This is a genomic window from Nitrospinota bacterium, assembly GCA_009873635.1.
Lineage (GTDB): Bacteria > Nitrospinota > Nitrospinia > Nitrospinales > VA-1 > LS-NOB.
This window is the reverse complement of the sequence record WAHY01000001.1, coordinates 38,108-50,288: the sequence shown is the minus strand read 5'-3', so window position 1 is coordinate 50,288 and position 12,181 is coordinate 38,108. Positions and strand designations below refer to the sequence as shown.

15 protein-coding genes are annotated in these 12,181 nt (G+C 45.1%); 10 read left to right on the top strand and 5 right to left on the bottom strand.

What is annotated here, in order from left to right:
• The 3 genes from F3741_00275 to F3741_00265 form a co-directional block, all read left to right on the top strand.
• Positions 1-103, top strand: a 103-nt coding sequence (locus tag F3741_00275) for a thiamine-phosphate phosphorylase (GenBank protein ID MZG29239.1), incomplete at its 5' end; no start/stop codon positions are given.
• A gap of 59 nt (positions 104-162) precedes the next feature.
• Positions 163-2,040: a phosphomethylpyrimidine synthase ThiC gene (thiC, locus tag F3741_00270; GenBank protein ID MZG29238.1), complete on the top strand. Its 1,878-nt coding sequence runs from the start codon at positions 163-165 to the stop codon at positions 2,038-2,040.
• A gap of 260 nt (positions 2,041-2,300) precedes the next feature.
• Positions 2,301-2,564 carry a hypothetical protein gene (locus F3741_00265; GenBank protein MZG29237.1) on the top strand — a complete coding sequence of 88 codons (264 nt, stop codon included), beginning with the start codon at positions 2,301-2,303 and terminating at the stop codon, positions 2,562-2,564.
• Between the two features lie 213 nt (positions 2,565-2,777).
• On the opposite strand, the gene F3741_00260 is transcribed toward F3741_00265, so the two are convergent.
• From F3741_00260 to hemW, 3 genes are all read right to left on the bottom strand, one after another.
• Positions 2,778-3,701, bottom strand: coding sequence for an IS5 family transposase (locus tag F3741_00260; GenBank protein MZG29236.1), 924 nt, complete (start codon positions 3,699-3,701; stop codon positions 2,778-2,780).
• 372 nt (positions 3,702-4,073) lie between these two features.
• Complete coding sequence (gene mazG / locus F3741_00255; protein ID MZG29235.1) at positions 4,074-4,856, bottom strand: nucleoside triphosphate pyrophosphohydrolase; 783 nt, start codon at positions 4,854-4,856, stop codon at positions 4,074-4,076.
• 4 nt (positions 4,857-4,860) lie between these two features.
• On the bottom strand, positions 4,861-5,997 hold the full coding sequence (gene hemW, locus F3741_00250; GenBank protein ID MZG29234.1) for a radical SAM family heme chaperone HemW: 1,137 nt from the start codon (positions 5,995-5,997) through the stop codon (positions 4,861-4,863).
• A 107-nt stretch (positions 5,998-6,104) separates the two neighbouring features.
• Between hemW and F3741_00245 the strand changes: the two genes are divergently transcribed.
• The 3 genes from F3741_00245 to bfr all read left to right on the top strand — a co-directional run bounded on the left by F3741_00245 (position 6,105) and on the right by bfr (position 8,530).
• Complete coding sequence (locus F3741_00245; protein ID MZG29233.1) at positions 6,105-7,007, top strand: GTPase Era; 903 nt, start codon at positions 6,105-6,107, stop codon at positions 7,005-7,007.
• Positions 6,994-7,758: a type I methionyl aminopeptidase gene (gene map / locus F3741_00240; protein MZG29232.1), complete on the top strand. Its 765-nt coding sequence runs from the start codon at positions 6,994-6,996 to the stop codon at positions 7,756-7,758. Before F3741_00245 ends, map begins: the two co-directional genes overlap by 14 nt.
• A gap of 292 nt (positions 7,759-8,050) precedes the next feature.
• Positions 8,051-8,530, top strand: a complete 480-nt coding sequence (bfr, locus tag F3741_00235; GenBank protein ID MZG29231.1) for a bacterioferritin — start codon at positions 8,051-8,053, stop codon at positions 8,528-8,530.
• Positions 8,531-8,618: 88 nt separating this feature from the next.
• Here bfr and F3741_00230 read toward each other — a convergent pair whose 3' ends face one another.
• Positions 8,619-9,050: a transcriptional repressor gene (locus F3741_00230; protein MZG29230.1), complete on the bottom strand. Its 432-nt coding sequence runs from the start codon at positions 9,048-9,050 to the stop codon at positions 8,619-8,621.
• A 208-nt stretch (positions 9,051-9,258) separates the two neighbouring features.
• On the opposite strand from F3741_00230, the gene F3741_00225 reads away from it, so the two are divergent.
• The 4 genes from F3741_00225 (at position 9,259) to F3741_00210 (ending at position 11,166) form a co-directional block, all read left to right on the top strand.
• Positions 9,259-9,504, top strand: coding sequence for a hypothetical protein (locus F3741_00225; GenBank protein MZG29229.1), 246 nt, complete (start codon positions 9,259-9,261; stop codon positions 9,502-9,504).
• Positions 9,505-9,601: 97 nt separating this feature from the next.
• Positions 9,602-9,898: a DUF2325 domain-containing protein gene (locus F3741_00220; GenBank protein ID MZG29228.1), complete on the top strand. Its 297-nt coding sequence runs from the start codon at positions 9,602-9,604 to the stop codon at positions 9,896-9,898.
• Positions 9,895-10,296 carry a response regulator gene (locus F3741_00215; GenBank protein ID MZG29227.1) on the top strand — a complete coding sequence of 134 codons (402 nt, stop codon included), beginning with the start codon at positions 9,895-9,897 and terminating at the stop codon, positions 10,294-10,296. Before F3741_00220 ends, F3741_00215 begins: the two co-directional genes overlap by 4 nt.
• 165 nt (positions 10,297-10,461) lie before the next feature.
• A complete protein-coding gene (locus tag F3741_00210; protein MZG29226.1) occupies positions 10,462-11,166 on the top strand; it encodes a lipid-binding SYLF domain-containing protein in 705 nt (234 codons plus the stop codon).
• 58 nt (positions 11,167-11,224) lie between these two features.
• Here the strand turns inward: F3741_00210 and F3741_00205 are convergent, their stop codons facing one another.
• On the bottom strand, positions 11,225-12,181 hold the full coding sequence (locus F3741_00205) for a hypothetical protein (protein MZG29225.1): 957 nt from the start codon (positions 12,179-12,181) through the stop codon (positions 11,225-11,227).

Sequence of the window (12,181 nt, the reverse complement as noted above, 5' to 3'; positions counted from 1 at the left end):
TGGCGCCTTCGGGGTCGCCGTGATTTCTGATATCTGGGACTCAAAATATATAAAAAAACATTCATCTGAATATACGCAGAACTTTGGAGGCAACTCGCTATGACACAGTCAAATGGTAACGGTAATGGCAACAGACACGGCGCCACCGATGAAAAGGTCGAAATTTCTACCGACCCGATTTCCCCCAACTCTAAAAAAGTTTATGTCGGTGGAACCCTGCACCCGGATATAAAAGTCCCTTTCAGGGAAATTTCACTGTCCAGCTCCAACACGGTCAGCGGTAACGGAAATGGTAATGGCAACGGTCACCACAAACACAATGACGAAAGTTCCATCCTCGTCTACGATACTTCCGGACCTTACACCGACCCGAACGCCAGAATTGATATCCGTGAAGGACTGCCGCAGATCCGCCAGGAATGGATCATGGGCCGGGGAGATGTTGAGTATTACGACGCGCGAACCATTCTGCCGAAAGACGATGGCTACCGCGAAGGCGAAAACCCCAATACAGAACGGTTCCCCAAAACCCGCAAGCAGGTTCTGCGTGCCAAGCCGGGACAAAACGTCTCGCAAATGCATTACGCGAAAAAGGGCATCATCACTCCGGAGATGGAGTTCATCGCCATTCGCGAAAATCAAAAGCGTAAGCAGTGGATCGAAGACGCGGAACGTGAACAACGATTAAAAGGCAACTCCTTCGGCGCAAATCTGCAGGAAGAAATCACTCCAGAATTCGTGCGTGACGAAGTCGCACGGGGCAGGGCCATCATCCCGGCAAACATCAATCATCCGGAAGCCGAGCCGATGATCATCGGACGAAACTTTCTCGTCAAGATCAACGCCAACATCGGCAACTCGGCGGTCACCTCCTCCATCGAAGAGGAAGTTGAAAAGATGGTCTGGGCCGCGCGTTGCGGGGCCGACAATGTGATGGACCTCTCGACTGGAAAAAACATCCACACCACGCGTGAATGGATCTTGCGCAACTCTCCGGTTCCCATCGGCACCGTGCCCATCTACCAGGCACTGGAAAAAGTCGACGGCAAGATCGAAGACCTGAACTGGGAAATTTATAAAGACACCCTGATCGAACAATGTGAACAGGGCGTTTCTTATTTCACCATTCACGCGGGAGTGCTTCTGCGCTATGTGCCGATGACAGCCAAACGCGTGACCGGCATCGTCTCACGCGGCGGCGCGATCATGGCAAAATGGTGTCTCACTTATCATAAAGAAAATTTCCTCTACACACACTTTGAGGAAATCTGCGAAATCATGAAAGCCTACGACGTTTCCTTTTCACTGGGCGATGGATTGCGTCCCGGTTCCACCGCCGACGCCAACGACGAAGCCCAGTACGCGGAGCTGGAAACCCTCGGTGAACTGACCAAGATCGCCTGGAAGCACGAAGTGCAAACCATGATCGAAGGTCCCGGTCACGTGCCCATGCACATGATCAAAGAGAATATGGAAAAACAGTTGAAAGAGTGTGGCGAAGCTCCGTTCTACACCTTAGGTCCATTGACCACAGACATCGCACCGGGATACGACCACATCACCAGCGGCATCGGCGCGGCAATGATCGGCTGGTATGGCACCGCCATGCTCTGCTACGTCACTCCGAAAGAGCATTTGGGACTGCCCAACAGGCAGGATGTTAAAGAAGGCGTTATCACCTACAAGATCGCGGCGCACGCGGCAGACCTGGCAAAAGGCCACCCCGGCGCACGGGTTCGGGATGACGCGCTCAGTAAAGCCCGGTTCGAGTTTAGGTGGGAAGACCAGTTCAACCTCTCGCTCGATCCGGAAAAAGCCCTGGAGTTTCACGACGAAACCCTGCCGAAAGATTCGGCCAAGGTGGCGCATTTCTGTTCCATGTGCGGTCCGCATTTCTGCTCGATGAAAATCACGCAGGATGTTCGGGACTACGCCGAACAAAAAGGCGTGGAGGAAAACCAGGCACTGGAAGAAGGCATGAAAGAAATGTCTGAAAGCTTCGTTGAAAAGGGAAGCGAAATCTACACCAAAGCCGACTGACAAGCGTAACACTTCTAATAGTATTCTTACCGGTTTCCTCTCCTTCAAAAGGGGAGGAAACTTTAGTCCTTACCGCGCCACAAATTCATCAGATCACCTAGGTCATTCCTGAAAAGGTTACCGTTAAAATAGAGAACGCATTTTTCCTCTAAATAAAATAGAACCTGGCGGGCAAACTTTGCTTAAAATCAGCGCCCATCCCCAGCCTGATGGTTGGGGCAGGTTCTGTTCTTATTCAAAATTTTTCAGGGAGAAATAAAATGAAAAAATTTCTGTTCGTTGCAGTGATGGCTTTTCTGATCCAAAACGTGGCTTACGCAGAAGATATGGGAAACAGTGACAAGGTTGAAGAAAGGAAAGGACAAATCATAGAACACATCAACAAAAAACGCGGACTGCTCAACGAGTTTGAAAGCTGTGTCAAATCTGCCGGGTCGCGCGCGGACCTGAAAAACTGCCGGAAACAATATAAAGAAAAAATGGATTCCATGCGTTCCGAAAGAAAAGCAAGAAAAGGTAGATAACTTCCACTCGGCGTGGGGCCAGTGAATAACCTTTTGCTTCCTCTCCCCTGGAGAGACCTTTGCGTAAGGGGTCATTTTAGTTAAATATGTTTGAAATGCAGAACACCAGACTATTTGCCAGGTAAATTGCTTTAACCTTTTCGGTTTTTATTGCTGTTTGCTTTGCGACTCACTACGTTTTTCAAGCTTTTTCCTTGTTATGCACATGCTCTCTTAAGTTTTTGCCAGAACCAGAGTTCGTTTTATATTCATCGCCATACAGGCCAAAGTGACCTGAACTGCCGTCCGTGCCAATCCAATATATCGCGTTCGCCGCAACCGGTAATGGAGTTTGAGTATCCCGAATACATGCTCCACGGGTGCACGTGGTTTAACCAGCTTTTTATTGAACAACATCTGTTCTTGCGTGAGGGGATGGTGTTTGTTGGGTCGGTGCATGATCCCGGGAAATATGCCTCTCTCCTTGAGTCCCCGGCGTCTTGCATGCGTGTCATACGCCTTATCCGCATAAACCGCTTGCTCATCGCCCATGACTAATGCGTCCGCTACATCCGTTTCGTTTACATTTGCCGGAGTCACGACCACACGACGAACCAGGCCCGTTCCTTGATCAACGGACGCATGCATCTTGTAACCCAAACGCGAATCCGCCTTGCGCTTCCACACGGGTCCGGTTTCAGGATCTACCGTTTTCTTCTTCGTTGACGATCCGACAAACGACGCATCGATCAACGTCCCCTGTTTCACTATTCGTCCATCGGACTCGAACTGACTGTTCAGTCTTGACAATAACTCCTCGTAACGATCGCCCAATCTGGAACGAAACCGGCTGATGGTTGAATGATCCGGAACCGGGTCTGACAAACTCAAACCAACGAAACGCCGAAAACTGATACGATCCGACAGGGCTTCTTCTAAACCCGGATCGGAAAGGCTATACCATTGCTGCAACAAAAGGGCTTTGAACAACACCAGAAGAGGGTAAGAAGGACGACCCGTTGGAGAATTGTAAATGCCATCCAGTTCCATGGCGATTCCATCCCAATCTAAAACGTCCTCCACTTCACGTAAAAAGTTCGCCGCACCTCCCGCCAAATCATCCGCAAAACTCAACTGACCCAGTTTCTTCTGCATCACATACCCTCCAACGGTTCTTGAAAAATAACAACCCAGAAATTATAACTCATCCCTAAATGCTAGACTTATACAAAGGTCTCTTGAAGGGAGAGGAATCATTTAGATCAAGGGGTCTACCTGTCCTACCCCTGCGGGGCATGAAGACAATGGTTGGATATATCACAGGGGCACGAAGGATTAGGAAAAATATCACGTCTACCTAGAGGGGCGAGGATTCATTGGTTTGTTAAGGGGTAGGGCGGGGTAAAAAGTTTCATGTCTTCGGCGGTTCGCCCCTTGGCAGGGGAGGCAGATAGCTACGACTCGTTAAGCCGAGATGAATTGTTGTTTGCCTGAGAAAGTGATTGCCATTGGCCCCATTGCTCCCAGTGGCTACACTGGTGGCCTGCCCTCCTTGGCTTCTTGCCAATACTTTTCCAGTTCTTCCAGGGGAGTGTCTTTCAGTTCTTTGCCGCTTTTCGCGACTTGTTCCTCGATGTACTGAAAGCGCTGGATGAATTTGTTGTTGGTGGTGCGAAGGGCTTCTTCCGCGTCGATCTTTTTGAACTTGGCGATATTGACCAGCACGAACAAAATATCCCCCAGTTCTCCTTCAATGTCGGCATATTTTCCTGATAGCACAGCTTCTTTGAACTCGGCGACTTCTTCATCGAGTTTGTCGAAGACTGCGGTGATTTCGTCCCAATCGAACCCATGCTTGGCGGCTTTTTTTTGTAGTTTTTGCGCACGGAGGAGTCCGGGCAGGTGTTTTGGGATTCCATCCAGCACCGATTTGCGGTGGGAATTGTTTTTTTCCTGTTTTTTGATTTCTTCCCATTGATGAACGACCTGATCGGGAGTGTCCAGATTTCCATCTTTAAAAACGTGCGGGTGGCGCCGCACCATTTTTTCACTGATGGACTGCACCACATCGTTGATGTTGAACTCGCCACGGTTTTCAGAAATTTTTGCGTGGAACAGGATTTGATAGAGAAGGTCTCCCAGTTCGTCCTTGATTTCTTCTGGATTGTTTTTATCCAGAGCTTCCAGGGTTTCGTAGACTTCTTCCACTAAATAGGGTTTCAGGCTTTCCCTTGTCTGGACTTTGTCCCAGGGGCAACCGTTTTCGCTCATAAGCGTGTCGACTATTTCAGTCAGTTTTTTGAAATCGGTCATTGCGTCAGGCCAGGAATTTTAAGATGACCGAATCAGCGAGGAAGAGTCCTTTGCGCGACAGGGCCATGTGGTTTTGGTTGATGGTGATCAACCCTTCGTTGAGGAGAGGATCGATCACTTTGCCGTATACTTTATTAAATGATATCTGGAAACGGTTTTCAAAATCTTCAATGGCGATGCCTTTCAGGCGGCGAAGTCCCAGCATAATGGTTTCACCCATGGAGTGCAACGGGGTGAGCGTTTCTGTAGATTCTACTGCAGCACCGTCTTCACGAACTGAACGTATGTAACGCGAAGGCAAAGCGGTGTTTTTAAAACGTTCTCCATTTAAATAAGAAGAAGCGCCGGCACCGAGACCGAGGTATTCTCCATTATCCCAATAATTCAGGTTATGCCGGCATTCGAACCCGGTTCTCGCGTAATTTGAAATTTCATATTGCTGGTAACCTGCCGACTGCAACGTTTCAATCGTTGACTGAAACATTTCCAGTTGAGTTTCTTCAGAAGGCAGGGTGAGAAGTCCACGTTCATGCAATTTGAAGAAAGAGGTAGCCGGCTCAATGGTCAAACCGTAGGCGGAAATATGGTCAGGATTTTTTTCCAGAGCGTTGTGTAGATTTGACATCCACTTTTCCGGCAACTGATCGGGCAGGCCAAACATTAAATCGAGAGAGAGGTTGTTGAATCCAGCCCGTCGTGCCCGGTCTATCGTGGTGTGGATTTCATCGACATTGTGCACACGTTCCAGAAGTTTTAATTCGTCAGTGTCGAAAGACTGCACCCCGATGCTGATCCGGTTGAACCCTGAAGAACGGATCTCGGCCAGATTTTCCTGCTTTATCGTTGCCGGGTTGGCTTCTATGGTGATTTCACAATCCTGACTGAGGTTGAAATGAGTCTTAATGCTGCCGAGAATTTTATCAAGATGTTCCGGGGGAAGAAGGGTGGGGGTGCCGCCTCCGACAAAAACTGTGGAGATGGTTTTCCCTTCGAGTTGCTGAGCGTAATGGTCGATTTCTGACATCAGTGCTGAAACGTAAACTTCTTCCTCTTCCCTGTTTTCAGGGTGGGAATTGAAATCGCAGTAGCCGCATTTATGCAGGCAATAAGGAATGTGGAGGTAGATTCCTGGATTGGACATGGTATTATTAAATAAGTTTGAAACCCTATTGAACCGATTTTAGCTTACAGCGTGGAACTTTTGCGAACTTTATTGATATACATTCCTTCCCTGACCGACCGATAACCATGGCAGATTCTTTCAAGTCGGGATACGCCAGCATTGTCGGCAGGCCTAATGTGGGTAAGTCTACACTTTTGAACCGCTTGATGTCTCAAAAGGTAGCGGTGACTTCTAACCGCCCCCAGACGACCCGGAACAAGATCACTGGAGTTTTGCATCTTTCGGGTGCCCAGATCATCTTAGTAGATACACCGGGGATCCATCAATCCGACCGGACTTTGAATGAAATGATGGTGCGGGCCAGTGTCAGCACTTATTCGGATGTGGATTTGATTCTGGTTATGCTCTCCGCGGATTCCGGGTTTTGTGTCGAAGATGAGTTTGTTCTCAACACAATGCGGGAGGTGCAGACTAAAAAGATTCTGGTGATTAATAAAATTGATCTGGTGAACAAACCCAGGCTTCTATCGTTAATCGATGAGATGAGTCGAAAGAAGCTCTTTGAGGAGATCATACCCGTATCGGCACTTAAGGAAGACGGGCTGGATCAGTTAAAAAGCCTGATAGTAAACTATTTGCCTGAAGGGCCGGAATACTTTCCGAAAGGTATGGTGACCGATTGTCCCGAGACCTTCCTTTTTGGTGAGATCATTCGTGAGAAAATTTTAAAGCTCACCCGGTTTGAGGTGCCGCATTCGGTAGCGGTTGTGGTCGAAGACATGTATGAACAGGAAAATGGCGTGATCCAGATTGACGCAACGATTTATGCGGAGAAGGATTCCCAGAAAAAAATCCTAATAGGAGAGAAGGGAAACATGTTAAAAAGCATTGGACGCCAGGCACGTCAGGAAATCGAAAAGCGTCTGGGTGCGAAGGTTTTTTTAAATCTATTTATAAAAGTCAAGACAAACTGGAGAGACCAGAAGCGGACTATCAAGGAGTTTGGTTATACTCATGATTCATTTTAAAACAGATGAAGAAATAAATACCATGAAGGAAACCTGCCAGCTTGCAGCAGAAGTCCTCCTGATGATAGAGCCTTATGTAAAACCCGGAGTGACCACCGAAAGGCTGGATCAAATCTGTCACGACTATATTGTGTCTCACGGGGCGGTTCCTTCACCCCTTAACTATCGAGGATTTCCTAAAAGTATTTGTTCATCCGTCAATGAAGAGATTTGTCACGGCATTCCCTCAAGTCGAAAATTAAGAAATGGAGATATTATCAACCTGGATATCACCACTTACTTTAAGGGATTTCATGGAGATACCAGCCGTACTTTTTTTGTCGGTTCACCCCGCAAACAAGCGGCAAAGCTGGTGGAAGTCTGCAAGGAGTCGCTTCAGAAAGGCATTGAGTGCGTCAAGCCCGGTGGACGCCTGGGAGACATTGGTGCGACGATCCAGCAATTTGCCGAAGGCCACGGCTATTCAGTGGTGAGAGAATTTTGTGGGCACGGTATTGGAAATAATTTTCATGAAGAACCGCAGATTTTGCATTATGGAAATTTTGGCGAAGGTCTGGAGATTAAAAAAGGGATGGTGTTCACCATTGAACCCATGATTAATATGGGTAAGCCGGAGTTGAAGATTCTTTCTGACAAATGGACTGCTGTAACTCAGGATGGCAACCTCTCCGCGCAGTTCGAACACACCATTTGTGTGACCGATACCGGAGCGGAAGTCATGACTCGCCTCGATGGCCGGACTGCGTTTTAGGAAACAGCTTTTTTCGCATTTTTTCCAAAAAAATTCTTCCCTTTTTTTGATAGCCTTTATCAATTTATCAAGAGTCAGTAATAGATGTTTATGCTGATGGACCTGTGTTGACGGGTAAAACCCTTTACTCGTGATTATTTTTTTTCAAGAGAAAAAAACTAATTGATATGGATTTTCATTTTTAATTTATCCTGTAACTCATTGCAAATAAAAGAGTTGACTTGTTTTTTTAGTTTGGTATTTTTGAATAAGTAGGAGCGATTTTTAACGATGGTTAATTCGGAGAAAAACAATGAAAGGTGATAAGGCGGTAATCAATGCTTTAAATGATGTGCTGATGGCGGAACTGACAGCGATCAATATTTATTATATCCATTACAAAATGCAGGAAGACTGGGGTTATGAAAAAGTTGCGCAACACTCCAGAGAAGAATCTATGGGAGAAATGAAACACGCGGACCAGATGATCGAACGGATTCTTTTTTTGGATGGTGTGCCAAATATGCAGAAGTACGAAAAGGTTCTTGTTGGAAATAGTGTTGAGGAACAATTGAAGAACCAATATAAAATTGAGCTTGCCCATGTAACCCGCCTTCGCAAGCATATCAAAACCTGTTTTGATAAATCTGATTTTGGTTCGAAAGAAATTCTAGACCGTATTCTCGAAGAAACTGAAGAAAGTGTCGACTGGTTGGAAACCCAGTTCAACCGCATCAAGGATATTGGGATTAAAAATTATATGATGGAAAACATGAGCAAGGATAATAATTAAAGATAGATTAAAACCCTTTGTTGTAAGGCAAAAAATTCCTGATTCAACCTGTAAGGGCTGAGTCAGGATTTTTTTATGGAGAAATAAGTTATTTATTTCTGCAATCTTTGCAAACACCAAATAAATCCATTTTGTGACTCATTAATATAAAATTATAACGCTCGCAAATTTCCATTTGATACCTTTCAATAAGAGGGTGTTCGAACTCTATGGTTGTTTCGCATTGAGTGCAAATCAGATGGTCATGATGACCAACATTTAATATTAGCTCGTAGGTTTTTTTTCCGCTCTTGAAAGAATGACTTTCTACCAACCCACAGTCGACCAAAAGTTTTAAAGTCCGGTATAAGGTTGATATTCCTATAGATGGGTAGCGTTCTTGGATTTTTTCATGCAGGAGTTCGATAGATATATGCTTTTCACAAGATAATAAAACCTCTAATATTTTCTTTCTTTGCGGAGTCCAGTTAAGCTGTTGTTGATGAAGGAAGTCCTTAAAAATATCTAATTCGTTAAACATTACCTAAACTTTGATAAAGATTATCATTTTCAATTTATGGTGAAAAATTTATGATAAAATAAAAAAAAAAGCAAGTATTATGATTAAATATATAATAAATTATTGATAATAAACGACTTATATTTTTTCCAGAAATACCCTTTAGTTGTTGACAGTTTTGTCGTTATGAAGTATATTGATAACAGTTATCAATTAGCGGTGTCATTCGATGCGTAAAATAGATTTAGAAATATGTAATGGTCCATGTTGTGAAGCATGGTCATCTGATCGTATTGCTTTAGAGTTGCGTGAGATAAGCGATGCTTTTAACATTTGTCGCGTTCCTTGTATGAACGAATGTGGCGGGGGTGTTTCTATTCGTTCTGTTTCAAAATCGAGACCCGTGAATGTAAAAAATGTTGATGAGGCTTTATTTGTATTGGATATTAAAGAAAAAGAGGCTTTTTTTTACTAGGCTGAAGAAAAAAAATTTGCCTTTTTTTAAATTGAGAATGGTTATCAATAATTAAATAACAGCTTTTATTTTCAAGCTTTAATTAGGAGGCTTTCTAATGAGCGTGGCGATTGTTGGTGGATTAGATCGGTTACGTAGATCTTATGAAAAAGGGTGCCGGGATATGGGATATCGAGGAAAAGTTTTCAGTAAAAGAATTCCCAAACTGGCCAACAGAATGTCGGGGGTTAGTGGAATTGTTATTTTTACCGGAACAGTTGCCCACCCCATGGTTGAAGAAGCCACCCGCGTTGCCCGGGAGTTTGGAATTCCTCTTGAGCGCAGTCATTCAAGCAGTGTTTCAGCTTTGAAGCGTTGCCTGGAAGGCTTTTCCGGAAGTGAGGTGGGCGCATGAATATTTCTTCTATGAAAGTTTTAATGTTCCACGCGGATAAAGAAGAGAGAGAAAAACTGGCTATCATGCTGACTCGTTTCGATCATTGCGTCGCTTTTTCTGATGGAACCGATTTGAAAGATATAAATTTCGAAGATTATGATTTGTTTATTGTTGATGAATATCTGTCGGATGGTTCTGGGTTGGTTCTCCTGCAGCATCTTCCTGAAAAAGTACGAACGAAAACAATTTTTCTGGCTAGTGGTAAAGAAAAAGTAACGGAACTTTGCCAGGAATCTTCAGGCATCTATGATTGCATGAAAAAACCCGTCAAGCCTATGGAGCTGGCAGTAGTGGCTTGCGACTTTTTTGTCACGGAATACTTAAATGAAAAAACTCTTTCCCCATTAAGTTGTTGAGGATGTTTATCTGTTCCAGTTAAAACTGGAACCCGGGCAGGTGAAATGGGGGTTGCGTCCCGTTTCGCCTGCCCAATGATTTCACCCTCCTGAATAAAAGCATCTCCTTTCCCTGTAACCGGGTTATACTTACCTGTGTTATTTCTTTTCAATTAATCTTGAGCTATGAGAAAACTTATTTTCCTTATTGCTTTGCTGGCTTCTGCATGCGCTTCTTCTCCTTTCAGCGATTCAAACCCTTTTCAACATACCGAGCTTCTTCTCGATGCAGAGCAAACACTTGACGGAGTGATCGGTGAAGCGGGTATTCCGCAAGTTCTATTAGAAAACACCAAGGCAATCGTTGTGTTTCCAAACCTGGTGAAGGCGGCTGCAATTGCCGGTGCACGTGTTGGAAGAGGGGTGGTGGTAGTTCGTTCGCCTAAAACCGGGAAATGGAATCCACCGGCTTTTATCAAATCGCGGCAGGCAAGTTGGGGAATCCAGGCGGGAATCCAGAAAGCAGAGTTGGTGCTTTTAGTTGTGACGAACAAGGGGCTCAGGCAGTTGTTCAAAAGGAAATACAGTTTGACAGAGGGACCACAAATTGCTGTTGGTCCGGTGGGCAAAACTTTAGACCTGGATCTGGACAAGCTGCTCAGCGAAAATGATATGTTGGCGTATTCTCGTATCAAGGGATTGTTTGCAGGCCTTTCCTTTGAAGGGACAGAAATTTTTTCGGACAAACACGCCAATTACGAATATTACCAGCAAGCGGTATCAAACCGCAGCCTGCTTAGCGGGCAAGAAGGAATCAAGGTTCCTGAGTCTGGGCAGGCTTTTTTAAAAAGGATGAACCGGCTGGCAGGACCAAAAGATAATAGGAAATAAGTCTCAAACTATTTTCAGGTATTAAGCGAAGAATGGTGGGTTTTTATTGCCTGCCACTTTATAAAAGGAGTTCAATTGCTTCGACGACCCTTTGCAGTCCTTTCCCATCGATAGAGTTTTTACCCGCCCGGCTCATTTTTTCCAGAACCCCAGCGTTCAATTGCAATATTTCCGGCAGTTGATTTTCGTCCCATGAGTCGGCCATGCCGAGGTTGATGGCAGCACCCTGTTTTTCTGCACGGTCTGCCTTTGCTGACTGATGTGTTACCTGGTTGATGATAAAGGCAGGAGTGCCGACCGCCATCGCTTCATGCAGAGTGACCCCTCCAGCACAGAATACCGCGTCATGATTAAAAAGGGTTTGGGCCATTTCTGATGTGGACTCATGCAGTTGTATTTTTTCATCATTATTTGCCAAATTTTTAAGGCTGGCGATGTTTTTGTTCCCGGGGCCTGCGATGACTGTTATCGAAAGGCTGGGCCTGATCGATACCAGTTTTCTGATAATTATTTGAGTTAGAGAATGTGGGTCGGTCCCTCCGAAGGTTATCAAAACCGATTCCATCGGATTGTTAAACTCACGCGTTTTAGAATGGTAAGTCTCAAACTCTTCTGCCATAACGGAATAGTTGTGGCCAAAAAGTGCGTTTAGTCCTTCTGTCTTTTCATATTCAATATTGCAGTCGATAAGGAGATCAACGTGGTTACGCCCTTCACCCAGATCTTCAAAGCTGACCACAATTTTATTTTGTTTCCTGATCGTTTTTATAAAGTCTGATGTAGTGTCCTGGGTATCCAGGATTATGAGGTCGGAGCTTATTTTTTCTGTATCGTTTGCCTTTATATGGGTGAGACCGCGATCATCAAGCCAATCTTCAGCGGGTGGGTAGTCGGGTATAAAGAAGGTGACTTCGTTTCCTCGTCCACGCAATTTTTTTGCGATATGAGATTGGCGGACCAAATGGCCCATGCCCTTGGTGTATGAAACTTTGCAGATGATTGCGATTTTTGCCAT

Bases quoted from the DNA above. Each gene is read 5' to 3' on its own strand.
- F3741_00265 (MZG29237.1), top strand. From the start codon at position 2,301: ATGAAAAAATTTCTGTTCGTTGCAGTGATGGCTTTTCTGATCCAAAAC.
- mazG (MZG29235.1), bottom strand. From the start codon at position 4,856: ATGACCGATTTCAAAAAACTGACTGAAATAGTCGACACGCTTATGAGC.
- hemW (MZG29234.1), bottom strand. From the start codon at position 5,997: ATGTCCAATCCAGGAATCTACCTCCACATTCCTTATTGCCTGCATAAA.
- F3741_00245 (MZG29233.1), top strand. From the start codon at position 6,105: ATGGCAGATTCTTTCAAGTCGGGATACGCCAGCATTGTCGGCAGGCCT.
- map (MZG29232.1), top strand. From the start codon at position 6,994: ATGATTCATTTTAAAACAGATGAAGAAATAAATACCATGAAGGAAACC.
- bfr (MZG29231.1), top strand. From the start codon at position 8,051: ATGAAAGGTGATAAGGCGGTAATCAATGCTTTAAATGATGTGCTGATG.
- F3741_00230 (MZG29230.1), bottom strand. From the start codon at position 9,050: ATGTTTAACGAATTAGATATTTTTAAGGACTTCCTTCATCAACAACAG.
- F3741_00225 (MZG29229.1), top strand. From the start codon at position 9,259: ATGCGTAAAATAGATTTAGAAATATGTAATGGTCCATGTTGTGAAGCA.
- F3741_00220 (MZG29228.1), top strand. From the start codon at position 9,602: ATGAGCGTGGCGATTGTTGGTGGATTAGATCGGTTACGTAGATCTTAT.
- F3741_00215 (MZG29227.1), top strand. From the start codon at position 9,895: ATGAATATTTCTTCTATGAAAGTTTTAATGTTCCACGCGGATAAAGAA.
- F3741_00210 (MZG29226.1), top strand. From the start codon at position 10,462: ATGAGAAAACTTATTTTCCTTATTGCTTTGCTGGCTTCTGCATGCGCT.
- F3741_00205 (MZG29225.1), bottom strand. From the start codon at position 12,181: ATGGCAAAAATCGCAATCATCTGCAAAGTTTCATACACCAAGGGCATG.